This window comes from Rhodoferax lithotrophicus (assembly GCF_019973615.1).
GTDB lineage: Bacteria > Pseudomonadota > Gammaproteobacteria > Burkholderiales > Burkholderiaceae_C > Rhodoferax > Rhodoferax lithotrophicus.
In genome coordinates this window covers 2,489,919-2,515,950 of the sequence record NZ_AP024238.1, presented here as the reverse complement: position 1 = coordinate 2,515,950, position 26,032 = coordinate 2,489,919, and the positions used below count along the sequence as shown (strand labels likewise).

Below are 26,032 nucleotides of genomic sequence, written 5' to 3'. Positions count from 1 at the left end.
TTTTATGAGTTTGCGCACCAAAGTTCTGTTGCCATTGGCCTTCTTCAGTGTTTTGCTGATGGGCTATCTCTATGGCTACTGGATGCCGCAGGCCCTGGAAAATAGTCGGGCCGAATACCGACACGCTACAGAGCGCCATCTGGACAGCGTGGTCGTTGGGTTGACCCCTTTGCTGTTGGGGCATCAGCTTGATACGATTTACGAAAATCTCGATGCTCTGAAAGACAAGAATCGCGACTGGATTGACATTGAGCTTGATGATGCACAGGGCCAATCGCTTTATCCCTTGCTCAAACCCAAGACTCAGGCAGGGGAGCCGCACGCAGCTGAGGTGCATCTGCTGGAGAAGCCGATGGACTACCTAGGAATGAATCTGGGGACTTTGCGCGTGAAGGTCGATTTTGTTCCATGGCTCACCCACATCGAAGCACAATTTCATACCTTGCAAGTGGCCATGTTTGTGATGATCATGGCCTTTGTCCTGAGTGCCTGGTTTGTGCTGGAGCGACTTGTGATCCGGCCGGTGGATGCACTGAGCAAGGCCGCCAGTGATCTGGCGCAAAACCGGTTTGAAGGCCCGCCTCTGGAAAAGAGCGGTGACGACGAAGTCGGCCATCTGGTAGACCGCTTTACCGAGATGCGCGCCGCCATTCATGACAATCAGGCCGCCTTGCAGCGCTATAAAAATCAGCTGGAAGAAACCGTTCAGCAGCGAACCTCAGAGCTGTTGCTGGCGCGTGATGCGGCACAGGCGGCTAACAAGGCCAAGAGCGCGTTTCTGGCCAATATGAGCCATGAGTTGCGCACGCCGCTGAATGCCATTCTTGGGTTTTCGAGCATGATGCGGCGCGATCCTGACGTGCCTGCGCTTCAGCATGCCAATCTGGACATCATCAACCGCAGCGGCGAACACTTGCTGACCTTGATTAACGATGTGCTGGAGGTGGCCAAGATCGAAGCCGGACGTATGCAGCTGGAAATTGCATCGTTCGACCTGGGTAGCATGGTGCGTGATGTTGTCGACATGATGCAGATGCGGGCGCAAGAAAAAGGACTGCAGTTGCTGATCGACCAGGACTCCGAATTTCCGCGCTATATCAAGGGTGACGAGGCCCGCTTGCGCCAGATTCTGGTGAATCTGGTCAGCAATGCGGTCAAATTCACCGAGCAAGGGGGCGTGACCCTGCGTCTGGGGGTCAAGCAAAATAGCCGACAACATCTGTTGATCGAGGTTGAAGACTCTGGCCCAGGTATTTCTGCAGAGGACCAGAAGCGCTTGTTCGAGCCTTTTGTACAACTGGCCGAAGGAAGCTCGCAGCGTGGCACGGGCCTGGGGTTGACCATCACGCGCCAGTTTGTGGAGTTGATGGGTGGTGAGGTCTCCATGGACAGCACCGTGGGCAAGGGCTCTCTTTTTCGTGTCAATCTGCCGCTTGAACTGGCAAGCATGGCCGATATTCCCAAACCGCAAAATTTGCAGCATGGCGAGGTCATAGGTCTTTTGCCGGGGCAGTCGGCGTACCGCATCCTGATTGTCGAAGACCAGCCCGAAAACCAGCTGTTGTTGAAACGGTTGATGAGCCGTATCGGGCTGGAAACCAGGGTGGCTGAAAATGGCGCACAAGGCGTGGACATTTTCAGTCAATGGCATCCGCACCTCATCTGGATGGATCGGCGCATGCCGGTGATGGACGGCATCGAGGCCACACAGCACATTCGCCAGTTACCTGAAGGGCGCACAGTCAAAATCGTTGCCGTCACGGCTTCAGCCTTCAAGGATCAGCAGCAGGAAATGTTGGATGCCGGTATGGATGACTTTGTGCGCAAACCCTACCGCTTTGAAGAAATCTACGACTGTCTGGCGCGGCAGTTGGGCGTGACTTTGGTCTACCAGACCGATGTGACACAACGGCCCTTACCCGCACCGGTTGCACTGACACCTGCCATGCTGGCCGCATTGCCTGCCGCCCTGTGCCACGAACTCCAGGATGCACTGGAAAATCTGGATGACGAGCGCATCACCACCGCCATTCGACAAGCGCAACTGATTGACCCGGAGTTGAGCCATGCCCTGAGCAGTCTGGTGGAATATTTCAATTACCCGGCTATTCTTGAGGCACTTCATGATGCGGCCAGCTATCCAACGAATTCCTTATGACAAGCAAAGCTTACATCCTCGCAGTGGACGACACACCGGCATCGCTGCGGCTGTTGACCGACATCCTCAAGGCCGAAGGTTATGAGGTTCGCTCGGCGATCAGCGGAGAACTGGCCTTACACGCTGCAGCGGTTCAAGCGCCCGAGTTGATCTTGCTGGACATCAGCATGCCGCACATGAATGGATTTGAAGTCTGCCAGCAATTGAAAAAACAGCCGCAGACGCGGGATGTGCCGGTGATTTTTGTCAGTGCCATGTCGGAAACCCTGGAAAAGTTGAAAGGTTTCGAGCTGGGTGCAGTGGACTATGTCACCAAACCCTACCAGCGCGAAGAGCTGATGGCACGGGTGCGCACCCATCTGGAATTGCACCGGTTGCGCCATAGTCTGGAGGGCATTGTGGAAGAGCGCACCCGTTCTTTGGTTGAAAGCGAGGCGAAACTCAGATCCACGTTGCTGGACACCATTTCTGCCATTGCCGCGACCGTGGAGATGTGCGACCCCTACACCGCAGGCCACCAGCGCCGCGTGGCGCAAATTGCCAAGGCCATTGCCGAAGAACTGGGCCTGCCGCCACAGCAGATCGAAGGCATTTACCTGGCGAGCGTGGTTCATGATGTCGGCAAGGTCAAGGTTCCAGCGGAAATCCTGAGCAAGCCTGGCAAGCTGACAGAATACGAGTTTCCATTGATCAAACAACACCCTCAGGCCGGGTATGACATCTTGAAAGAGGTGAGTTTCCCGTGGCCAATTGCGCAATTTGTCTTGCAACACCACGAGCGCATGGACGGCTCAGGCTACCCACTGGGTCTGAAAGGCGATGACATTCTGCTGGAGGCCCGTATTATTTCTGTCGCCGATGTGATTGAGGCGATGGCTTCTCACCGGCCCTATCGCCCCGGACGGGGGATTGAGGCTGCGCTGCAAGAAATCAGCGACAAACGCAATGTGTTATTTGACTGCGTCGTAGTCGACGCTGCACTGCGGCTGTTTCGTGAGAAAAATTTCACGTTTTGAGCATATTACCGAAGCGCAGAGCACTGACTCTGGTGAGACTCCGCTGGAATCAGGTCACCATGAAGCTGTTGCCACTCCCCGGCAGCAAATTTGCCAACCTGGCCAATTCGTCTGCCTGCAGCGGCTCCAGCACGCGCATTTGCTGTGCCAGCACTTCCAGTGTGGCATCGGACGCATCGTGCGCCAAGGCGTTGCGGGTCTGAATGCGTTCGGCCAATTGTTCGGGCGTGGCCTGTGGGGCCAGAATCTCAAAGATCGCATGGTGCTCTTCGGCCAGTGCCTGAAAGCTGTCGCGCTGGCTGCGTTGGAGAAAGGCCGCATCCACCATGACGGTTCCGCCCGCGGTCAGCAGCCTATGCGCCAGATCGCGCAGGTGGGCATAGGTCTGGTGGGTGGTTTCCCTGGAATAAATGCCGGTGTCCGGCGCAGACACCCGGTGCTCGGTGCTGCGTAACCCGAACAGGCGCTTGCGCTCAACGTCCGAACGCAGGCGAAGGGTGTTGGCCAGCGGATCGTTGAGCAGGTAGGTGGATGAGGCATAGGTTTTGCCGCAACCGGAAAGACCATGGGTGATGATCAGCCGTTTGGGGGCGGGGGCTGCCAGACGCTCGGCCAGCGCCAGATAGGCCAGCACGGGTGCATCATCGTTTTGCGCACCTTTGCGCTGAAGCGCGGCCACTTTGGCCCGGATCAGGGCTTTATAGACTGCGTAAAAACGCAACAACAGCGCGGCTTCATAGTCGCCACTGCGGCTCAGCAGCTCATTCACAAACCAGTTGGCCAGGCCCGGCTGCTGGTGTTCCAGCAAGTCCATGTAGGTGAAGGCGATTTCGTTGGCCACATCGATCCAGCGTAACGCTTCGTTGAACTCAATGCAGTCAAACATTCGCACCCGGTGGTTGATCAATACCAGGTTGGCCAAGTGCAGATCACCATGGCATTCACGCACCCAACCCGCTTTTTTGCGTGCCAGCATCAAGGGTTCGAGCTGCGTGAACTGGGCTTCAGTCCAGATTCGCAGGGCTTGTAACCGGGCTTGGTGCTCCTGCTGCGGCAGAGCCAGCAGCAGGTCGTGAAAGTTGTCGCGCGCCAGCACCATCCAATCATCAGGTCGGCCAAAGCGCGAATCTGCCGGTGCCTGCGCGGCCTGGGCGTGAAAGGTGGCCAGCGTGTCGGCCAAGTCAGACAGGTGGGTGGATTGCAGCTCACCACGTTGGCAGAGGTGGTCAAGTCGTCCGGCTTCATCAAAGCGTTTCATTCTGACCGCGTATTCAATGGGTTCGCCGGTGCCACGCCAGGATGGATCTTGCGGGGTATTAAAAATGCCGACAACATCCAGGTAGATGTCGGGGGCGAAGCGTTGGTTCAGCCGCAACTCATCCTGGCAACACGCATGGCGACGTGCCAGTGTGCTGAAATCAAGAAATGGCAGTTGAACAGGTTTTTTGATCTTGTAGGCGAATTCACCGGCCAGCAAAATCCAGGAAATATGGGTCTGAGCCAGTTCCACCTGCTGTACCACACCGGGGTAGCGGTGAGGGGCCAGCAAAGCTTGGATGAGTGGTGGCAAGGGGGTGTTCATGGACTTCATCATAGGCGCGGTTTGCGACAACGCCAAGACGGGCCATGACAGTGTGCTGGTGCCATGCCGTTTAAACTCCAAAGCCAATGCGTATTGGGTTTCTCGGCAACAAAGGGTTTTTATGGCAATTGGCTGGCTCACGGTTTTGAAAATGGTGCCTTGGGGCGATGTGATCGAGAACGCCCCCAAGGTGGCGCAGGGGGCCAGGAAACTCTGGAGTACGGTGGGTAAAAAGTCACCGCCCGATGTGAGCGACGCTGCCTCGCCGGACGATACCGCTCAGACCACGCTCAGCGCGCAAGAGTCGGCGCTGGCAGGATTGCAAACCCAGGTCACCACGCTGCAAATTGCCACCGCAGAGCTGCACCAGCAGATGCTTGAGTCCAGCGTATTGATCCAGTCACTGGCCGAGCAAAACACCCAGCTGATCCAGCGCCTGGAACTCACCCGCAAGCGTATGCTGGCACTTTTTTTGCTCACGCTGGTGTTGGGCATGATGCTTTTAAAGCTATATTTTTGGTAGCTACTAGCGCTTGTTTATTAGGCGTTGTAGACCTTATTTACTTCTGATCAGCTCTCAATGGCTGAGCGCACCTTGATCCTGACCACGTATGTTTGTTGCAAATCCGGTTGAATTTGGTTTTTGGCATTTCGTCACGCGCCTGGGCGAGCTGCAGTTGTTGCTGCCTGTTGCGTTGTGGGTTTGTCGGGACTTGATGCGGCAAGAGGCTTCGCGCTCATTGGCTGTGCACTGGCTGTTCTTGCTGGCAATGGCCGTGCTGCTCACCTTGGCCTCCAAAATAGCCTTCATCGGCTGGGGCGTGGGCATTGCTGCATGGAACTTCACCGGCATTTCCGGCCATGCCATGTTTGCGGCGGCCGTTTTCCCGCCCTTGATGGCCACACTGAGCAGTCGTCTGTCACCCGGCGGGCGGATGATGTTGCTGGTGTTGGGTGTTGCGTTGGCGGCCATGGTGGCGGTTTCGCGCATCGAGGTGGGGGCGCATTCGCTGTCTGAGGTTTTGGCTGGCCTGTGTGTGGGCGGTATCGTCAGCGCCTATTTGATTTTTGATGCCAACCACACGCGTGTGCGGCTGAGTCTGTATGTTCCGGTGCTGGTGATCGCCTGGCTGATCATTGTCCCGACGCAAGCCCCGCAATTGCCCACCCATTCGCTGGTGACACAGTTGGCCTTGAAGCTGTCCGGGCATTCCCATGCTTACACTCGCAGTGAGCTGCTGCGCCACAAACCCCCAGCGCCCGGCATGCCCACATGATGGCGGCTTGTTGTAATGCACCGTCTCTTTACCCAATCTTTGCGGTCCGCCCGCAGAAAATGGGTCGCCGCCTGCGTATACTGCCGCTCCTTTCAACAACTGCCCTACATCATGGATTCAGAGAGTTCCGGGCCTTCAGTTGGACTGATGCGTAACTAACAGCATGGCTGTAACTCCCGCTTGTCAGACCAGCACGAAGGCCATTGCCCAAAGTGCCTGGCAAGCGAAATGTGTGCTGCGGAGGACTCCCGTGGCCTCATCTCACCCCCAGGTTTTTTTAAATTGGATGCTTGTCCAAGCATCACCGTGCTGCCTTCTTTTGTAGCAGCGTATGGGGTTTATTCATGGTCACCCAAACCGCAAAAATATTCGTTCGTCGACTCGGCCCAGGCCTCATCACGGGTGCAGCAGACGACGACCCAAGCGGCATTGCCACCTACTCACAAGCGGGCTCCCAGTTCCGCTTTGCGTTGGTCTGGCTGCTGCTGATCACCACACCGCTGATGATCGGTATCCAGATGCTGTCGGCCCGCATTGGCTGGGTGACCGGGCAGGGGCTGGCAGCCAACATCAACAAAATGTGCCCGCGCTGGCTGACCACCTCGCTGGTGAGCCTGCTGGTGGTTGCCAACACCATCAACATTGCGGCGGACATCGGGGCCATGGGCGAGGCCGTACGGCTGTTGGTGGGGGGCCCCTTGGCGCTGTATGTGGTGAGTTTTGGCGCGTTTTGTATTGCAACACAGGTGTTCTTCTCTTACGAGCGTACCGTGCGTGTCCTGAAGTGGCTAACGCTGGGCCTGTTTGCTTACGTGGCGGTGATTCTGATGGTGCATGTGCACTGGCAGCAGGCTCTTAACGAATCGCTCTACCCCTGGCGCTTCTTTCCCAAAGACGTGTCCATCAAGGACTACGCCGCCATGGTGGTGGCGGTGCTGGGCACTACCATCAGCCCCTACCTGTTTTTTTGGCAAGCCGCCCAGGAGGTGGAAGACAACGCCCGCAGGCCTGATGTCAAAGCTCGCCGTGCCAGCCGCAGGTACGCGGCCAAGCACCTTGCGCGTATCAAGGCCGACACCGTGGTGGGCATGACGTTTTCCAATGTGATTGCCCTGTGCATCATGATGGCCACGGCGGTCACCCTCAACGAACAAGGCATCACCGACATCCAGACCTCGGCGCAAGCGGCCCAAGCGCTGCGACCGGTGGCTGGCGAATTTGCCTTTGCCCTCTTTGCGTTGGGCATTGTCGGCACCGGCTTGCTGGCCGTGCCGGTGCTGGCGGGTTCTGCGGCCTATGCCGTGAGTGAACTTTATGGCTGGAAAGCCGGGCTGTCGCAAGGTTTCCATGAAGCCCGTGGCTTTTACCTCATCATCATTGCAGCTACCGGCATTGGCACCCTCATGGGTTACCTGGAGGTTGATCCGATCAAGGCACTGGTCTGGAGCGCCATCGTGAATGGGGTTATTTCGGTGCCAATCATGGCGGTTCTCATGTGGATTGGTCAATCCAAACGCTTGATGGGCCGCTACACCATCTCCACACGCCACCGTGTGTTTGGCTGGCTGGCCACAGCAGTCATGGCGGCTTCGGTGCTGGGTATGCTGGTCACCAGCTAGTGTGGTGTTTGATACTTGCCGGCACATTAAAAACCGATGGATTGGGCTAGGCGCAGACCACAGCGATACCTGAAGGTATTCGGTGGCTATGCAACGCCATCATGGCCCCAGAGACACAGTTTTACGTGATGGATAGCCCGAAACACCACATCAGAACCCAGGCTTGACCCGGTGCCTTGGGCGGGGGAGAATGTTTGCGGGAAGGCACTCCGTATCCACATCCATCATGAGTTTGTACACAGCGCATGACGCAGACCATGGCCCGGCCAGTCAGGATCGCTACGCCCAGGCGCGCCAGGGCATGGTGGAGAACATCCGGTCCATGGCTGCGACCAACCATTGGGGGGCACGCCCGATGGCTGAAAACGTGCTGCTCGCTCTGTCCAAAGTGCCGCGCCATTGCTTTGTGCCACCGGATCTGCGGGCGCACGCTTACGGCAACCACCCCTTGCCCATTGGCAATGGGCAAACCATTTCACAACCCTACATCGTGGCGCTGATGACCGATTGGCTGGCGCTGGACAAGCAGCACCGCGTGCTGGAAATCGGCACCGGCTCCGGCTACCAGACTGCGGTGTTGTCGGAGTTGGCGGGCCAGGTCTACAGCCTTGAAGTGCTGCCGCAACTGGCCGCATCGGTGGCCAAGCTGCTGGCGGACCTGGGCTACCGCAATGTGCATGTCAAGGCGGGAGACGGCTGTGCTGGCTGGCCGGCGCATGCACCTTATGACCGCATCATCGTCACCGCCGCGGCCCGACACATCCCGCAGCCGCTGCTGGATCAACTCAAACCCGGTGGGCGCTTGGTGATTCCGGTGGGTGGCCTCATCGACGTGCAGCAATTGCAGCTCATTACCAAGGATGCCGCTGGCCAATTCCACCGCGAGGACATCGAATCGGTGCGTTTTGTGCCGTTCATCGGGGCGGATTAACCTGCTGAGTGCAGCGCCTCAAGACCCCACACGGAGCTGGCTACGTCCGGGATAGCTTCCTACAATGAGCCGAAGAACTGTGTTGATCGGATGGAGGGAGGCGGTATGGCCATGCGTTTGACGACCCGATGTTTGCTGGTCTTGTGGCTGACGCTGGTTTCAGGCTGGCTTGGGGCCGCATCACAGGCCTCCAGCGAAGAACCCGCCAGCTCCGACATTGAAGCATTTGTCCGCACTGGTTGCCTGCACTGCGCCAAGGCCGAGGCCTTTTTGGCCCGGTTGCAGCAGGAGCAACCCGCGCTGCACATCGTGATCCGCGATATCAGCCTGGAGCCTGCAGCCATGGCGCGTTTGCAGCAACTTGTCGCCAGCCATGAGCAGGTGAGTGTGCGTGTGCCGGCGTTTGCCGTCGGCGGGCAGCTGATCGTTGGCTACTCCGAAGAGGCGGCCACTGATCAGCTCATACGCGCCAGCCTGGCGCATGCCGCCAGCGTGCAAAACCCTGTCGCAGCCGGTTGCGAGGTGGCAAAAACGGACGTTTGCCGGCGGGATGCCAGTGAGCCCGTGCCCCAGCCGGAGGCCTTTGCCATCCAGTTCTTTGGACAGACGCTGGCGTTGGAGCAGATCGGTTTGCCGCTGTTCACCCTCGCCATGGGGCTGCTGGACGGCTTCAACCCCTGCTCGATGTGGGTGCTGTTGCTGATGATCTCTTTTCTGGCTCCGCTGAACAACCGCCCGCGCATGCTGGCCATCGCTGGCACCTTTGTGGCGGTTGAAGGCATTGCCTACTTTTTGTTCATGTCGGCCTGGCTCAATCTGTTTTTGTGGGTGGGCCTGTCACGCGCCTCGGAAATCATCATTGCCACACTGGCCCTGCTGGCCGGGGCAATCCACCTCAAGGACTTCTGGCACTTGGGCTGGGGCGTGTCGCTCTCCATCCCTGCGTCCGCCAAGCCCGGCATCTACGCCCGCCTGCGGCGCATTTTGCAGGCCGAGAACCTGAGTGCAGCGCTGATCGGCACGGTGATTCTGGCGGTATTGGTGCAGATTGTTGAATTCATGTGCACCTCGGGCTTTCCGGCGCTGTTCACCCGCATCCTGACGCTGCGCCAGTTGGACAGCCTGAGCTACTACGGCTACCTGCTGCTGTACGACGCGGCTTATATGCTGGACGACGTGATCATCCTGACCATTGGTGTCGTCACGCTCAGCCAGCACCGTTTGCAGGAAAGGGAAGGGCGCTGGCTCAAGCTGCTTAGCGGTCTGGTGATGGTGACGCTAGGCCTCTACCTGCTGTGGGCTGCACCATGAGGCTTCATCCGCCGTATTGGCACAGCACCCGGTAGCGTTGCGCCTTGTCCCGGGTGGACTCCACCAGCGCCAACCCCCGCACCGGCCACAGCACCGGCTCAGCCATGCTGGGCGGGATGGCCGCTGCTGCATGCCGCGCCAGCGTCACATGGGCTTGGTAGGGCCGGGTCTCAAGCGCCAGCCCCAGTTCACTCAGCGTCTGCCCCAGCTGCGCATGTAAGGCTTGCAGTTCGGCAGGCAGTTCTTGCGCACACAGCACCGCCAGGCCATGGGGCCACAGCTGGGGCTGATCCAGCCGCAGCTCAAAGGGTGGGCACGGCAGGTTCACTGCGGCGGCAATCTCTGGCACCCGGTCGGCATCCACATTGCCGAGAAAATGCAGGGTCACATGCCAGTCTTGCGGGCTGTAGCGTGTACACCCATTGGGCAAGCGCCATTGATCCGCATGCGCTGCGATCTGCGCCCGAACACGCTCATCGGGCCAGAGCGCCAGGAACAGGCGCTGGGTTGGAGGAGAAAACGGTGCGTGGGCAGACATGGTGTAAGTGGTCTTTCAAAATCATGGGCAAGCCTTCAGCTTGATTTCTGATAGCTGCTTGCGCAGGTAACATCAGCGCCAGAGGCCTATTTTGCTTAAAAATCAAGAAACCACATTTCCCCCCGGCTTCATGGTGCTGCACGGCAACCGGCTGGAAGACCTGCGCGACCTGTTGACGCAGGTGCTGCAAGCCAATCCGCTGAGGCCCCTGGAGCCCGAAGTCATCCTGCTGCAAAGCAACGGCATGAAACACTGGCTGGAGCTGGCGCTGGCCGATGACGCTGCTCTGGGCATTTGCGCCGCCACCCGCATGGAGTTGCCCGGCGGCTACCTGTGGCAGCTTTACCGCGCCGTGCTGGGGGCGGATGCCGTGCCCGCCCACATGCCGTTTGACAAAACCAGCCTGCTGTGGCGGCTGGTGCGCCTGCTGCCTGCGCTGTGTGACAGCCAGCCGGTCTACGCACCGCTCAAGCGCTATTTGTCAGGCAGCAACCCGGCACGCAAGCTCTACCAATTGGCGGTGCAAGTAGCTGATGTGATCGACGGCTACCAAAGTTACCGCGCCGACTGGCTGGCCGACTGGGCGGACGGGCAAGACCAGTTGCGTGACGAAAAGGGCCAGGCCCAACCGCTGCTGGACGACCACGCCTGGCAGGCGCAACTCTGGCGCGACATCCGCGCCGATGTGGGTGAGGCGCTGATGGAAGCCTCTCGCGCCAGCGTACACGCCCGCTTCATGGCCGCGCTGGAAGATTTGAAGAACTCTCAAAATGAGAGCGCCTTGCGCAGGTGTGGATTGCCTCGGCGGCTGATTGTGTTTGGCATCTCGTCGCTGCCGATGCAAACCGTGCAAGCCCTGGCCGGGCTGGGCCAGCATTGCCAGGTGCTGATGCTGGTGCAAAACCCGTGTCAGTATTTCTGGGGTGATCTGGTCGAAGGCCATGACCGCTTGCGTCAGCAGGTGCGCCGCAGGCAGCAGCTCAAACCCATGGACACCGCCACCGCCACCCACCCGCTGCTGGCCTCCTGGGGCAAGCAGGGGCGCGACTATCTGCACCTGCTCGACGGTTTCGATCAGCCCGAACAGTACCGCGCCCACTGGAGCCGGGTCGATGTGTTTGTCGACCCCGCTGCCGATGGTGAACAACCCACACAACTGGCCCAGTTGCAGTCCGCCATGCTCAACCTGAGCCCGACACCCCCCGAGCCGCAGCCCCAGCCCGACGACGGTTCGCTGGTGTTTGTCACGGCGCACAGCGCACAGCGCGAGTTGGAGGTGTTACACGACCGCCTGCTGGCCTGGCTCGATGCCGACCCCAGCCTGCTGCCGCGCGACGTGATGGTGATGGTGCCCGACATGCCCGCCTTTGCGCCGCACATCCACGCCGTGTTTGGCCGCTTTCGCCCTGGGCAGCCGCGCTTTATCCCGTTCTCGGTGGCCGACACCACGGCGCGCACCTCGCCGCTGGTGCAGGCGCTGGAGCAGTTGCTGAACCTGCCCACTTCGCGACTGTCACTGGCCGACTGGCTCGGCCTGTTTGAAGTGGCCGCCGTGCGCCAGCGCTTCAAGCTCGATGAAGCCGGTGTGGATCAGATTCAAACCTGGCTGGCCGCCGCCGGGGTGCGCTGGGGGCTGGACGCGGCCCACCGCATCCAGTGGGGCCTGCCTGCCACAGCCGAGGGCCTGGCGCAAAACACCTGGGCCTTTGGCCTGCGCCGCCTGCTGCTGGGCTATGCGCTGGGGAGTGGGGCAGGGGACGAGCCCGTCGCCTTGTGGCAGGATACGCTGGCTCAGCCCGCCCTGAGCAGCCTGGATGCGCCCCTGGCCGCCGGTCTGCTCGACTGGCTGGACGCGGTGGAACAGACTCTGCCGAGCTTGCAGCAAGACCAGACCCCTGTTCAGTGGGGTACAACTCTGCAAGCGCTGGTGAGCCGCTTTTTCGCCCCGGCAGACGATGCGGATGAGCGTGCGCTGGCGCGCCTGCTGGAGCCGCTGGAGGCCTGGTTACAAGCCTGTGCCGATGCCCAACTCACTACCGCCTTGCCGCTCGAAGTGGTGCGCGAACACTGGCTGGCGCAGATGCAAGACAGCGGCCTGCAACAACGCTTCTTCGGCGGCGGCGTGCAGTTTGGCACCCTGATGCCGATGCGCTCCATCCCCTTCAAAGTGATCGCCCTGCTGGGCATGAACGACGGTGCTTACCCCCGGGTGCAAGCCGCCCGTGACTTCGACCTGATGGCCAGCAGCTGGCGCGCCGGTGACCGCTCGCGCCGTGAAGACGACCGCTACCTGTTTCTGGAAGCCATCCTGTCCGCCCGGCAAACACTCTACGTGAGCTGGCAAGGACACAGCGCCAGCGACAACAGCCCACGCCCGCCCTCGGTGCTGGTGGCGCAACTGCTGGACTATGTCAACACCTGCTGGACACCTCACCGTGAGCCGCAAGCCCAGCCACTGCAACCCTTCTCCAGCGTTTATTTCGAGGCGGGTTCGGGTTTTGCGACCTACGATGCCGATTGGGAACGAATTCAGCCTGTAGCCCAGGTAGAACCTGCGCAAGCAGCTATTGAAAATAGAGTGAACTTGGTTGTGCCAGTCAGCACCCTGACGCTGGCCGACCTGCAACGCCTGCTGCGCCAGCCAGTCGAGGTGTTTTTCCGCAACCGCCTGCAACTGGAATTTGACAGCCTGGACGAGCTGGACCAGACCGACGAACCCTTCGCCCTCAACGCCTTGCAGCAGCACAACGCCGGTGTCGCTTTGCTTCAGTCCCCCAGTGGTGCACAGGCCTTGCAGCAATTGCACGGCGCAGGCCAGTTGCCGCTGGCCGGGTTTGGCCAACAGCTTGCGCAGCAACTGCTGGCCAAGGCCGAGCACGTGCGCAGCGCCCAGGCGCTTTGGCTGCAAAGCTACCCCCAGCCGTTGGCGGCACAGCCGGTGGATTTGACGCTGGACGGTGGCATCAACCTGAGCGGCACGCTGGCCAATTTGTGGGGCCAGCCCGATGCAACGGGCACGCCGTCCAGCCCCTGCCTGCAACTCGCCGCCCGCACCGGTGCGGTGTTGCAAGGGAGCAAAAACGCCACCGCCGCCCGTGGCCATGTGCTGGTCAACCTGTGGGTCAACCACCTGGGGGCCTGCGCCAGCGGCCTGGCGCTCACCAGCGTGCAACTCGGTGTGGACGGCCAGGTGGTGATTCGCCCCATCGCGCAAGATGAGGCGCTGGCCACCCTCAACCGCCTGGCCCAGGCCTACGCCAGCGCCTGGGCGAGTCCGTTGCCGGTGGCTTGCCAAACCGCCTGGGCCTACCTGCAAGCCGAAAAACAAAACCTGCTGCTGGCCCAAGCCGGTAAACCCGCCAAAGACCCGCACGAAGCCGCCGAAGATACGTTTGAAGGTGGCCAATACGGCGGTGAACTGGCCCAATCCGCCTACCTGCAACGGGCTTTTGAGCGCTATGCCGATCTGGCTGCCGGGCTGCCGCATTGGGCCCAGGCAATCTACGGCGATTTGGCTGACAGTGTGGATGTGTCGCAAGAGGTGTTGTCATGAACGCTGTCCTCCACACCCTCAACCCCCTGACCCTGCCGCTGGCGGGCATGCAATTGATCGAAGCCTCGGCCGGCACCGGCAAGACCTGGACGCTGGCCGCGCTCTATGTGCGGCTGGTGCTGGGCCACGCGCCGGGGGCTGACACTGCCGTCCTTGGGCCAGGCCTGTTCCCGCCGCAGATTCTGGTGATGACCTTCACCGAAGCCGCCACTGCCGAGCTGCGAGAACGCATCCGCGAGCGCCTCGCCCTGTCCGCCCGCTACTTCCAGACCGGCGCACCCGAGCTGGCCGATGACTTTTTGCGCACGTTGCGGGAGCAAATCGCACCCGGGCAATGGCCGGATTGCGCCTGGCGGCTGGACATGGCGGCGCAGTGGATGGACGATGCGGCGATTTTCACCATCCACGGCTGGAGCAGCCGCATGCTCAAAACCCATGCGTTTGACAGCGCCAGCCTGTTCACCCAGAGCCGGGTCGAGGACAGTGAGCGCCTCAAACTCATCGCCGCGCAAGACTACTGGCGGCACTGGTTTTACGCGCTGGATGCACAAACGTTGCCCGCCCTCAAAGCCATCGGCGACACCCCGCAGGCGCTGTTAGACAAGCTCCAGGCCTTGTGGCGCAGCGCCGAGCGGGCTCCCCGCGCCGATGTGCCCGACCCCGAGTCGCCCGATAGCCTGCTGGCGCGCTGGTCACAGTGGCAGCGGCGGCGGGAGGCACTGGAAGCGGCAGCGCGCCCCGGCTGGACGGCAGAGGTCATCCAAAGCCTCCAGGACGTGGCCGCCGCCAAAACGCTCAGCAACTACCGCGCCAATTGGCTACCGGGCTGGCTGGCGCAGATGGCCGACTGGGTGCAGGGGGACGACATTGCCCCCGACACACTGGCACGTTTCACCCTCAGCACGCTGCAAGACAAAGGCTGGGCCGCCGCTGCCAGCTGGCCGGTGTTTGCGCAACTGGAAACTCTGTACGACCACCTGCAAACCGAGCCCGATGTGGTCACCGAGCTGCTGGCCCACGCCGCTGTGGCTGTGATGCGTGCCTACCAGGCTGCCAAGGCCCAGGCCGCGCAGTTTGACTTTGCGGATTTGCTGCAAAACCTCTACCGCGCCCTGCAAGCGCCCGACGGCCGCCTGGCCAGCGCCATCCGCACCCAGTACCCGGTGGCGCTGGTCGACGAGTTTCAGGACACCGATCCCTGGCAGTTTGGTAGTCTCATCAAAATTTATAGCGGCTTGCGCAATGTGGATAAGAACTACGAGCCTGTTTTATGCTCAAACGCAGCCCTGCCAGCCCTGATCATGATCGGCGACCCCAAGCAGGCCATCTACAGCTTTCGCGGGGCCGACCTGGCCACCTACCTCACCGCGCGTGATCAGGCCCAGGGCATCTACACCCTGCCGGGCAATTACCGCTCCACCCCCGGCGTGGTGGCGGCAGTGAACCAGGTGTTTGGCCAGGCCGATGCGCCTTTTGGCAGCGTGCCCTTTGTGCCGGTGCAGGCCTGCAACGCCAAGGTCGTGCCGCTGCAAGTGGCTGGGAACGTGCAGACCGCCATGACGGTGTGGCACTTGCATTACCCCAAGCCGCCCGCCAAAGACCTGTTCCTGTCCGACATGGCCGCCGTGTTTGCCACCCGCATGGTGGCGCTGCTGCAAAGCGGCGCGGCCCAGCCCGGCGACATGGCCGTTCTGGTGCGCGACTGGCGCGAGGCCCAGGCGATTCGGGATGCCCTGTCGCAGCGCGGCGTGCGCAGCGTCTACCTGTCCGAGCGCAACAGCGTCTACGCCAGCTGCGAGGCCAGTGACCTCTGGCGCATGCTGCGTGCGGTGGTCAACCCCGGCCACAACCGGCTGGTACGCGCCGCCCTGGCCACCCGCACCTGGGGCCTGAGCCCACAGGCGCTGGACGCGCTGTTTGCTGATGAAGCGGCGTGGGACGGCGTGGTTGAACAGTTCATGCAATGGCAGCGTGTCTGGCGCATGCAAGGCTTTTTGCCCATGCTCTACCGCCTGTTACACGACCAGGGTCTGGCCGCGCGCTTGCTGCAAGCCACCTCGCAAGGCGAGCGCAGTCTGACCAACCTGCTGCATCTGGGCGAACTGCTGCAAGCCGCCAGCCTAGAGCTGCAAGGCGAGGGCGCATTGATCCGCCACCTGGAAGACCAGTTGCGCCGCCCGCAAACCAGCGGCGAGGCCGGGCAACTGCGGCTGGAAAGTGACGCGCATCTGGTGCAAGTGGTCACGCTGCACAAATCCAAGGGGCTGGAATACCCGCTGGTGTTCCTGCCCTTTGTCTCCAACTACCGCGCAGAAAGTAAAGACAGCGAGCGCCCCGACGACGAGCGTCTGAGCGAAGACATCCGCCTGCTCTACGTCGCCCTGACCCGCGCCAAACAAGCGCTGTGGCTGGGCGTGGCACAGCTCAAGGGCGATGTGGAAGGCAAAACCCCCAGCGTCAAAAGCGCCTTGTCCGCGCTGCTGGGGCGCAGCACGCCGGGCGACTTGTGGGAGCGATTGCAAAGCTGGGCCTGCGAGCACATCGCCGTGCTGAGCGCCCCCGAGCCGGATGATGCGCGTTACCAGCCCCCAGCCGAGGCCAAAACCCCGCAAGCCGCCAAGCTGCCCCAGCGTGTGTTAGAGCGCGGTTGGTGGAGCGCCAGCTTCAGCGCCCTGACACGCGACCTGGCGCATGGCGCACCGACCACGCCGCTGTCGAGCGAGCGCGACGAGCATCAGTTGGATGCCCAAGTCGATGCCGCGCTGGACGACACCTTGCTGGCGTCCTCCGAGGCCCCGTCACCGGCCACCGACCTGCTGAGCACCGAGCCACCGCTGAACGACTTTCCCACTGGCAGCCGCTATGGCACGCTCTTGCACGACTTGCTGGAGTGGCAGGCCCAGCACGGCTGGCCTGCGGATGATGCCGAATGGCAAACCCTGCTGGAGCGTCAATCGGAGCGCCTGAGCCTGTTGCCCGAGCACAGCGCCATGCTGGACGGCTGGATCAGCGCCGTTATCAAGCAAAAATTGCCTCTAGCCCTCGTAAAACCTGCGCAAAAAGCTATTGAATTGAGAGCGATTCACGCCAGCGATATGTGGCCAGAAATGGGCTTCTCGTTGCCCGTGCAAGCCCTGGGCAGCCAGCAGCTGGATCAGCACATCAGCCAGCACATCTGGCCGCAGCAGCCGCGCGTGGCGCTGGAGCGCCGCCAGTTGGAAGGCATGCTGACCGGTTTCATGGACCTAGTGCTGCTGCATGAAGGCCGCTACTACGTGCTCGACTACAAATCCAACCGCCTACCCGACTACAGCGCGCCCAGCCTGCAACAGGCCATGCTGGCACACCGCTACGACGTGCAAGCGGCGCTCTATCTGCTGGCGCTGCACCGCCTGCTCAAAAGCCGCCTGCCGGGTTACAACTACGAGCAACACATCGGCGGTGCGCTCTACCTGTTTCTGCGTGGCGTTGATCAGCCTGGCTGTGGCATGCTACATCTGAGCGCGCCGGGTGGGTTGGTGGAGGGTTTGGATGAGGCGTTTTCGCGCGGGCAAGCAGGAGATGAGATGCGGTGAATTTTCTGAGTTTCTTTGGCCATGTTCATCGTTTGAAGGGCATTGGGAGTGTTACAGGCTTGTAGCACTCGTTGACACCCGGGGATTCGTCAAGAAAATCGATGGGGCTCAAAAAATTTGAACGGATCTCGCCTAAAGGCGATACGGCTGGCGTTTTAACAAGGAAATCATGGGTGAAAATTGGAGTCGCTGCGAGATTTCACCGGGCGCTGCAGTGGCTGCAACATGGTCATGTTAGGGGGGCGTTTGTCCATCCTAGAAAATGAACTATGCCAGTTGCATGGCGACCCTTCTTTTAAAAGTTAATTTATGCCAACCAAGCCGACCACCACGCTAAAAATCAAAGCTCTGACGCTAACGGCGGTCATTGTTTTGATTGCGTTCACATTGACCATTGGGTTGCTGACCTACCAGGCCACCACCATGCAAAAAGAAATGGTTCTTCAATACACAGGACAACTCGCCAAAACCCAGGCCAGTCAGGCTGCTGCGCACATTGAAGTGGCGCTCAATGCGGCCGACACGTTGTCCAATACATTGAGTGGAATCAAGTCCGTCAATTTGACCAGTCGAACAGCGGCGGATGCACTGCTGAAAAGCGTTTTGGAAGGCAACCCCAGTTTTCTGGGCGTTTGGACCTGCTGGGAACCCAACGCGTTCGACGGCAAGGATGCCGAGTACGCCGATAAACCAGGCCACGATGCGACGGGTCGCTTTATTCCTTACTGGAACCGGGGTGCAGGAAGTACTGCGGTTGAAGCTCTGGTGGACTACGACAAACCAGGCGCCGGTGACTATTACTTGCTGGCCAAACAGTCTGGCGAGACCACGTTGATTGAGCCCTATGTCTACAAGGTCGGTGGCAAGGATATTGTGATGACCACGGTGGCCGTGCCCATCAAGGTCAACGGGAAGTTTGTGGGTGTGGTGGGCATTGACCTGCCTTTGGACGGTTTTCAAAGTGTGATCAGCAAGATTCGCCCATACGAAACGGGTTTCGCCTCGTTGATCTCCAACAGTGGGCTCTATGTCGGTGATGTTGATGAAAAAAATGTAGGTAAAGACATGGGAACTTCCGAGCGCGCGGTGATGGTAAAGGCGGCCATCAAAGCCGGGCAAGAGTATGAGGCGCACTACTTCAATGAGCAGCTGCATACCGATGTGACGAGTATTTACGTGCCGGTGCATATCGGTGCACTTAAATCAGTCTGGTCTTTTGCCGCCACAGTGCCCGATGACAAAGCCTTGGCAGGTGTTAAAAAACAGCGCTATGTGGCTGTTCTGCTGGGTCTTTTGAGTGTCATTGCTGTGTCGGTAGGTTTGAATTTCCTGATATCCAGGCTGGTGCTGCGTCCTTTGGGCGGGGAGCCTGCTGATGCTGCAGCCATTGCGGCTCGGGTGGCGCAAGGGAACTTGATCGGTACCATTCAGTTGGGCAACAACGATGCCAGCAGCTTGATGGCACAACTCAAACACATGCAGGACAACCTCGCACGGGTGGTCACGACCGTGCGCCAGGGTTCGCATGGTGTAGCCACTGCCAGTGCTGAAATTGCGCAAGGTAACCAGGACCTCTCGGCCCGCACCGAGAGCCAGGCCAGCGCGTTGGAGCAAACTGCCGCCTCGATGGAGGAGCTCAGCGCCACCGTCAAACAAAATGCGGACAATGCACGCCAGGCCAATGAACTGGCCAAAAGTGCCTCGTCCATTGCGGGTGAAGGCGGGGAAGTCATGGGCCAGGTGATCAACACCATGAAAGGCATTAATGACTCTTCGCGCAAGATAGCCGACATCATTGGCGTCATCGACGGCATCGCTTTTCAGACCAATATCCTGGCCCTTAATGCAGCCGTAGAGGCGGCACGCGCTGGTGAGCAAGGCAGGGGATTTGCGGTGGTGGCGAGTGAAGTTCGCAGCCTGGCTGGGCGCTCGGCCGAGGCCGCCAAAGAGATCAAGAGACTCATCAATGACAGCGAAGCACAGGTTGATCAGGGATCAGCGCTGGTGGATAAGGCTGGAAGCACCATGGTGACGCTGGTAAGTGCCATCAAACGGGTGACCGACATCATGGGTGAAATCAGTGCCGCAAGCAGTGAGCAGGCGCAGGGTGTGGCCCAGGTCGGTGAAGCCGTGACCCAGATGGATCAGGTGACCCAGCAGAATGCGGCCTTGGTAGAGCAAATGGCGGCAGCAGCCAGCAGCTTGCAAAACCAGGCGAATGAGTTGGTGAATTCGATGGCGGTCTTCACCGTCTCGGATGACTCAGGGTCCGGACTCACGGCTTCTGCGCCTGTGCCGGTTCACCTGCTTGGGCGTAATGTGTGACAGGAAGCCACTGCCAACCTGGCCCTAAGGGGATGCAGACTCCTGGCCATTCCCCATCTCCAACACCAAACGTCCTCGGGCTGCTGGAGGGGCTGTGTGCCACGCAAGCTTTGCCCTTCACCACGCTAGACCTGGCCTTTGCCCGTTATCTGCAAAGCGCCCAGCCCAGCGGCGACCCGCATCACGACTGGCTGGCGGCGCTGGTCAGCTACCAGTTCGGGCGCGGGCATGCCTGTCTTGACCTGGACTTGTTGCGTCACAGCGGCGTGTCGGCCCTGGGCTGGGACAGTCGCTTGCAAGCCGTGTTGCCGGATGATCTGGCCGCAGCGGCAGCCAGCCTGCCGTGGGCGAAGGGCGCAGGCAGCCCGCTGGTGCTGGACGGCCCACGGCTCTACCTGCGGCGCAATTGGCAGGCAGAACAAGCCATTCGCAACTCCATCCTGGTGCGCCTGAGCCAACCTTGCCCGGTGCCCGACACACTGGCGCAGGCACTGGATAGTCTGTTTGCCAGTCCCGCCAAGGGTGATGACAGCACCGCGCCGGACTGGCAAAAGGTGGCCTGTGCGCTGGCGGCACGGCAGCGCTTCACCCTCATCACCGGCGGGCCAGGCACTGGCAAAACCACCACCGTGGTGCGGCTGTTGGCGTTGTTGCAATCGCAATCCACACGCCCCTTACGTATGGCGCTGGCTGCGCCCACGGGTAAGGCGGCAGCGCGGCTGGGTGAGTCGATTGCGCGGGCGGTGCAGCAGTTGCCGCGTGTCATGCAGTTACATATTCCCACCCAGGCGCAAACCTTGCACAAACTGCTGCAAGTACGCGCCGCTGTACAGGCCACGCCACCACCCGCACTGGCACTGGATCTGGTGGTGGTGGACGAGGCTTCGATGATCGACCTGGAGCTGATGGCCCGCCTGCTGGCCGCGGTGCCGCACTCGGCCAGTCTGATCCTGCTGGGTGACAAAGATCAACTGGCCTCGGTTGAAGCCGGGGCGGTGATGGGGCAGTTGTGCGAGGGCGCAAGTGCGGGCAATTACCCGCCCGATACGGTGGCCTGGGTGCATGCCGTGACGGGCCAGGATATCAGCGCCTGGGCGGGCAACGGGTCGGCATTGGCCCGGCAAACCGTGATGCTGCGTCACAGTCACCGGTTTGCCGCTAGCAGTCAGATTGGCAAATGGGCTGCAGCGGTGAACGCGGGAGATCGCCCGGCGGTAGCCGGGTTATGGGACACCACGCCGCCCTGGCATGCCCAGGTGGTGCAGAGCGTGACCCGGCTGGAGCCGCAAGGTTTTGATGCACCCTTGACCGCGTTGGTGCGCGCCGGCTGGCTGGACTGGCGCATGCAGTTGCAGGTCCTGGGTGAACAGGTGTGTAGCGACACCCAAGCGCTGACGCTGTTGCAGGCGTTAGCCCATTTTCAAGTCTTGTGTGCGCTGCGCGAAGGGCCTTGGGGCGTGCAGATGTTGAACCGTGCCATTGCGCGTGCGCTGGGTTTTGCCACTGAGGGCTGGTACGCCGGGCGGCCGGTGATGGTCACACGCAACGACTACAACCTGAAGCTGATGAATGGTGACATTGGCCTGTGCCTGCCCACGACCAGCGGGCTGCGGGTGGCGTTTGCGACGGCCAGTGCAGACGGCAGTAACGGTGTGCGCTGGGTGTTGCCGAGTCGGTTGGACGCGGTGGAAACCGTGTTTGCCATGACGGTGCACAAGTCGCAGGGCTCAGAGTTTGAGCATGTGGCGCTGTTGTTGCCAGAGCGTATTGCCCCGGTGCTGACACGCGAACTGCTCTACACCGGCATCACCCGTGCGAAAGCTCAACTGACCTTGGTGGTGCCGCAAGCTGGAGTGTTGCGACAGGCAGTGGCGCAGAAAATTTTGCGCAGTGGTGGCTTGGGGGATGCTTTTCTGGCCAGTGAATGTGACCCGATGGCATGAACCTGTGGCGAAATGTGCCGTGGAATGGCTGAATGGCGTGAGATTCAGCGGGCAATCTGGACGTAAATCTCGTCCGTTTTGATCATGCCCAACTCCATGCGGGCTTTTTCTTCAATCATCTCCAACCCCTCTTTGAGATCACGCACTTCGGCGGCCAATTGATCATTGGCGAGTTGGGTTTGGTTGTTTTGCCGGACTTGTTCGGCCAGTTGGGTTCGCAAATGGGCCACATTGGACACGCTGCCCCGCCCAAACCACATCTGCGCGTGAAGGATCACGAGCAGAGTGAGCAGAACGACGGGAACAGCGCGTTGGCCCATTCAAACGAATTAACGCAGGTTGTAGAAGGCTGCACGACCAGGGTAGGTGGCCACATCACCCAAGTCTTCTTCAATACGCAGCAACTGGTTGTACTTGGCCATGCGGTCAGAGCGGCTCAGGGAGCCGGTTTTGATTTGCCCGGCATTGGTACCCACGGCAATGTCGGCAATGGTGGAGTCTTCGGTTTCGCCCGAGCGGTGGCTGATGACGGCGGTGTAGCCAGCCTTTTTGGCCATTTCAATGGCGGCAAAGGTTTCGGTCAGGGTGCCGATCTGGTTGATCTTGATCAGGATCGAGTTGGCAATACCCTTGTCGATACCTTCCTTGAAGATTTTGGTGTTGGTGACAAACAGGTCGTCACCAACGATCTGAACGTTTTTGCCCAGTCGGTCGGTCAACACTTTCCAGCCATCCCAGTCGCCTTCGGCCATGCCGTCTTCGATGCTGATGATGGGGTATTTGTCAACCCAGGTGGCCAGCATGTCCGTCCATTGCTGGGCATCCAACACCAAGCCTTCACCTTCCAGGTGGTACTTGCCATCTTTGTAAAACTCGCTGGCAGCGCAGTCCAGACCAATGGCAATGTGCTCACCCGCCACATAACCGGCTTTGTCGATGGCTTGCAGAATCAATTGAATCGCGGCTTCGTGGTTTTCCACGCTGGGGGTAAACCCACCTTCGTCACCCACGGCGGTGCTCATGCCTTTTTCGTCGATGATTTTTTTCAGGGCATGGAATACTTCAGCGCCGTAGCGCAGAGCTTCGCGGAAGCTGGGGGCACCTACCGGGATGATCATGAACTCTTGCAAGTCCAGGCTGTTGTTGGCGTGGGCACCACCGTTGATGACGTTCATCATGGGCACTGGCAATTGCATGCCACCCATGCCACCAAAATAGCGGTACAGCGGCAGGCCAGATTCTTCAGCAGCAGCGCGGGCCACGGCCATGGACACGGCCAACATGGCGTTGGCACCCAGGCGGCTCTTGTTTTCGGTGCCATCCAGGTCAATCAGGGTCTTGTCCAGAAAGGCTTGTTCAGACGCATCCAGGCCGAGCACGGCTTCGGAAATTTCGGTGTTGATGTGCTCCACCGCCTTGAGCACGCCTTTGCCCAGGTAACGGCTCTTGTCGCCGTCGCGCAGTTCAATGGCTTCACGGCTGCCGGTGGATGCGCCTGAGGGCACAGCGGCACGGCCCATGGTGCCGCTTTCCAGCAGCACGTCACATTCCACCGTGGGGTTGCCACGGGAGTCGAGGATTTCACGTCCGACGATGTCTACGATTGCACTCATAGTTCTCTTTCAGTTAAAACAAAGTTAAAAAACAAAAAATCAAAGCTCTGGGTTCAGGCGGAAAAATTGTCTTCCAGGAAAGCATGCCGCTTGGTGACCTGATCCAGGGCCAGCAATGTCTCCAGCAAGGCTTTCATGTGTTTCAGTGGCACGGCATTGGGGCCATCACTCATGGCTTTGGCGGGATCTGGATGGGTTTCCATAAATAGTCCGGCCACACCCACTGCAACGGCGGCACGGGCCAGCACCGGCACCATTTCACGTTGCCCGCCACTGCTGGTGCCCTGACCGCCAGGCAACTGGACAGAGTGGGTGGCATCAAACACCACCGGTGCACCGGTTTCACGCATGATGGCCAGTGAGCGCATGTCACTCACCAGGTTGTTGTAACCAAAGCAGGCACCGCGTTCGCAGGCCATGAAGTTGTCTTCATCCAGGCCTTTTTCTCGGGCGGCAGCACGGGCTTTGTCGATCACGTTTTTCATGTCGCCAGGGGCCAGGAACTGACCCTTTTTGATGTTCACTGGTTTGCCCGATTGCGCCACGGCACGGATAAAGTCGGTTTGACGGCACAAAAAAGCCGGAGTTTGAAGTACGTCTACCACGGATGCCACTTGGGCAATTTGCTCTTCGCTGTGAATGTCGGTCAGCACGGGCAGGCCCAACTCACGCTTGATCTTGGCCAGAATTTCCAGACCTTTTTCAAGACCGGGACCGCGGAAGGTGCTGCCACTGGAGCGGTTGGCTTTGTCGAAACTGCTTTTGAAGATGAACGGGATGCCCAGGCTTTGGGTGATTTCTTTCAGGGTGCCTGCGGTATCCATTTGCAGCTGCTCGGATTCGATCACGCAGGGGCCTGCAATCAGAAAAAAGGGCTGGTGCAAGCCAATGTCAAAACCGCAGAGTTTCATCAAACCACCGCTTTCGTATTTGCGGGCTGGCTCTGGTGATCCAGCGCTGCGCGGATGAAGGCATTAAACAGCGGGTGACCATCCCAAGGTGTGGATTTGAATTCCGGGTGGAACTGCACGCCAATAAACCAGGGATGAACGTCTTGCGGTAACTCGACAATTTCGGTCAACTGCTCGCGCTGTGTCAGGGCAGAAATAATCAGGCCAGCCTTGCGCAGGGTGTCCAGGTAGTGGACGTTGGCTTCATAGCGGTGGCGATGACGCTCGGTGACCACATCGCCGTAAATTTTGTGGGCCAGGGAGTCTGGGGTGACATCCGAACTTTGCGCCCCCAGGCGCATGGTGCCGCCCAGGTCAGAGTCTTCGTTGCGGGTTTTGATGGTGCCGTCTTCGTCTTTCCATTCGGTGATCAGCGCGATCACCGGGTGGGGGCTGGCCGGATCAAATTCGGTACTGTTGGCATTTTGGAGACCAGCCACATGGCGGGCAAATTCGATGGTGGCGACCTGCATGCCCAGGCAAATACCCAAGTAGGGGACTTTGTTCTCACGGGCAAATTGGGCGGCACAAATTTTGCCTTCAACACCACGGATACCAAAGCCACCGGGCACCAGAACCGCATCAAACTTGGCCAACTGCGCCACGTTGTCGGCGCAGATGGTTTCAGAGTCGATGTAGTTGATTTTGACGCGTACATGGTTTTTCATGCCGGCGTGGCGCAAGGCTTCGTTCAGCGATTTGTAGCTGTCGCTCAACTCGACATATTTGCCGACCATGGCAATGTTGACATCCCCTTGCGGGTGTGCAGTTTCATAGACCAGGTCATCCCAGCGCTTGAGATTGGCCGGTGGGGTGTTCAGGCGCAGCTTGTCACAGATCAGGCCGTCCAGGCCTTGCTCGTGCAACATGCGAGGCACTTTGTAAATGGTGTCCACGTCCCACATGGAAATCACGCCCCAGACCGGGACATTGGAGAACAGCGAAATTTTTTGCCGCTCTTCGTCAGGAATAGGCCGGTCAGCACGGCACAGCAGGGCATCGGCCTGAATGCCAATTTCACGCAACTGTTTGGCGGTGTGCTGGGTCGGTTTGGTTTTGAGTTCCCCCGCTGCCGCAATCCAGGGCACGTAACTCAAATGTACAAAGGCGCTGTTGTTGGGGCCAAGTTGCAGGCTGAGCTGGCGCACCGCTTCGAGGAAGGGCAAGGACTCAATGTCGCCCACCGTGCCACCAATTTCAACAATGGCCACGTCCACGGCCTCAGGGGTGCCAAAACCGGCACCACGTTTGATGAAGTCCTGGATTTCATTGGTGACATGGGGAATGACCTGCACCGTTTTGCCCAGGTAGTCGCCCCGGCGTTCTTTTTCAAGAACACTTTTGTAAATCTGGCCGGTGGTGAAGTTGTTGGCCTTTTTCATGCGCGTTTCAATAAAACGCTCATAGTGGCCCAAATCGAGGTCGGTCTCGGCACCGTCGTCGGTGACAAATACTTCGCCGTGTTGAAACGGTGACATGGTGCCAGGATCCACATTCAAATAGGGATCAAGCTTGATTAAAGTGACTTTGAGGCCGCGCGATTCAAGGATCGCTGCGAGAGAGGCGGAGGCGATTCCCTTGCCCAGGGAAGACACTACACCGCCGGTGACGAAGACAAATTTGGTCATGTCAGAGAGAGCT

General features: G+C 59.8%; 17 protein-coding genes. 11 read left to right on the top strand and 6 right to left on the bottom strand.

Features of this window, described 5'->3' with window-relative positions:
- Positions 1-4 precede the first annotated feature (4 nt).
- Both LDN84_RS11670 and LDN84_RS11665 read left to right on the top strand, forming a co-directional pair.
- The gene (locus LDN84_RS11670) at positions 5-2,158 is read left to right on the top strand and encodes an ATP-binding protein (protein ID WP_223903635.1); all 2,154 of its coding nucleotides are present in this window, start codon (positions 5-7) and stop codon (positions 2,156-2,158) included.
- Positions 2,155-3,174, top strand: coding sequence for an HD domain-containing phosphohydrolase (locus LDN84_RS11665; RefSeq protein WP_223903634.1), 1,020 nt, complete (start codon positions 2,155-2,157; stop codon positions 3,172-3,174). The genes LDN84_RS11670 and LDN84_RS11665 overlap by 4 nt, the downstream gene beginning before the upstream one ends.
- Positions 3,175-3,223: 49 nt before the next feature.
- On the opposite strand, the gene LDN84_RS11660 is transcribed toward LDN84_RS11665, so the two are convergent.
- Entirely contained in the window at positions 3,224-4,756 is a 1,533-nt protein-coding gene (locus LDN84_RS11660; RefSeq protein WP_223903633.1) for a bifunctional aminoglycoside phosphotransferase/ATP-binding protein, read from the bottom strand.
- Between LDN84_RS11660 and LDN84_RS11655 the strand changes: the two genes are divergently transcribed.
- The 5 genes from LDN84_RS11655 to LDN84_RS11635 all read left to right on the top strand — a co-directional run bounded on the left by LDN84_RS11655 (position 4,755) and on the right by LDN84_RS11635 (position 9,894).
- Entirely contained in the window at positions 4,755-5,279 is a 525-nt protein-coding gene (locus LDN84_RS11655; protein WP_223903632.1) for a hypothetical protein, read from the top strand. The genes LDN84_RS11660 and LDN84_RS11655 overlap by 2 nt on opposite strands.
- Positions 5,280-5,367: 88 nt before the next feature.
- The gene (locus tag LDN84_RS11650; protein WP_223903631.1) at positions 5,368-6,033 is read left to right on the top strand and encodes a phosphatase PAP2 family protein; all 666 of its coding nucleotides are present in this window, start codon (positions 5,368-5,370) and stop codon (positions 6,031-6,033) included.
- A 344-nt stretch (positions 6,034-6,377) separates the two neighbouring features.
- The gene (locus LDN84_RS11645) at positions 6,378-7,652 is read left to right on the top strand and encodes an NRAMP family divalent metal transporter (protein WP_223903630.1); all 1,275 of its coding nucleotides are present in this window, start codon (positions 6,378-6,380) and stop codon (positions 7,650-7,652) included.
- A 226-nt stretch (positions 7,653-7,878) separates the two neighbouring features.
- Positions 7,879-8,583: a protein-L-isoaspartate(D-aspartate) O-methyltransferase gene (locus tag LDN84_RS11640; RefSeq protein WP_223903629.1), complete on the top strand. Its 705-nt coding sequence runs from the start codon at positions 7,879-7,881 to the stop codon at positions 8,581-8,583.
- A 111-nt stretch (positions 8,584-8,694) separates the two neighbouring features.
- Positions 8,695-9,894 carry a glutaredoxin family protein gene (locus LDN84_RS11635; RefSeq protein ID WP_223903628.1) on the top strand — a complete coding sequence of 400 codons (1,200 nt, stop codon included), beginning with the start codon at positions 8,695-8,697 and terminating at the stop codon, positions 9,892-9,894.
- A 4-nt stretch (positions 9,895-9,898) separates the two neighbouring features.
- Here the strand turns inward: LDN84_RS11635 and thpR are convergent, their stop codons facing one another.
- Positions 9,899-10,432, bottom strand: coding sequence for an RNA 2',3'-cyclic phosphodiesterase (gene thpR / locus LDN84_RS11630; protein ID WP_223903627.1), 534 nt, complete (start codon positions 10,430-10,432; stop codon positions 9,899-9,901).
- Positions 10,433-10,523: 91 nt separating this feature from the next.
- Here thpR and recC point away from each other — a divergent pair, with 91 nt between their 5' ends.
- From recC to recD, 4 genes are all read left to right on the top strand, one after another.
- On the top strand, positions 10,524-13,985 hold the full coding sequence (recC, locus tag LDN84_RS11625) for an exodeoxyribonuclease V subunit gamma (RefSeq protein WP_223903626.1): 3,462 nt from the start codon (positions 10,524-10,526) through the stop codon (positions 13,983-13,985).
- Positions 13,982-17,560 carry an exodeoxyribonuclease V subunit beta gene (gene recB, locus LDN84_RS11620; protein WP_223903625.1) on the top strand — a complete coding sequence of 1,193 codons (3,579 nt, stop codon included), beginning with the start codon at positions 13,982-13,984 and terminating at the stop codon, positions 17,558-17,560. Before recC ends, recB begins: the two co-directional genes overlap by 4 nt.
- Before the next feature lie 309 nt (positions 17,561-17,869).
- Positions 17,870-19,885: a methyl-accepting chemotaxis protein gene (locus LDN84_RS22995; RefSeq protein ID WP_276572396.1), complete on the top strand. Its 2,016-nt coding sequence runs from the start codon at positions 17,870-17,872 to the stop codon at positions 19,883-19,885.
- Positions 19,886-19,917: 32 nt separating this feature from the next.
- Positions 19,918-21,828, top strand: a complete 1,911-nt coding sequence (recD, locus tag LDN84_RS11605) for an exodeoxyribonuclease V subunit alpha (protein WP_223903624.1) — start codon at positions 19,918-19,920, stop codon at positions 21,826-21,828.
- Positions 21,829-21,872: 44 nt separating this feature from the next.
- On the opposite strand, the gene LDN84_RS11600 is transcribed toward recD, so the two are convergent.
- The 4 genes from LDN84_RS11600 to pyrG are packed head-to-tail and all read right to left on the bottom strand — an operon-like array spanning position 21,873 to position 26,019.
- A complete protein-coding gene (locus LDN84_RS11600; RefSeq protein WP_223903623.1) occupies positions 21,873-22,148 on the bottom strand; it encodes a septum formation initiator family protein in 276 nt (91 codons plus the stop codon).
- A 9-nt stretch (positions 22,149-22,157) separates the two neighbouring features.
- Entirely contained in the window at positions 22,158-23,441 is a 1,284-nt protein-coding gene (gene eno / locus LDN84_RS11595) for a phosphopyruvate hydratase (RefSeq protein ID WP_223903622.1), read from the bottom strand.
- 53 nt (positions 23,442-23,494) lie between these two features.
- Positions 23,495-24,352: a 3-deoxy-8-phosphooctulonate synthase gene (gene kdsA, locus LDN84_RS11590; RefSeq protein ID WP_223903621.1), complete on the bottom strand. Its 858-nt coding sequence runs from the start codon at positions 24,350-24,352 to the stop codon at positions 23,495-23,497.
- Positions 24,352-26,019 (bottom strand): CTP synthase, encoded by a 1,668-nt coding sequence (pyrG, locus tag LDN84_RS11585; RefSeq protein ID WP_223903620.1) that lies wholly within the window; start codon positions 26,017-26,019, stop codon positions 24,352-24,354. The genes kdsA and pyrG overlap by 1 nt, the downstream gene beginning before the upstream one ends.
- Between the last annotated feature and the right edge of the window lie 13 nt (positions 26,020-26,032).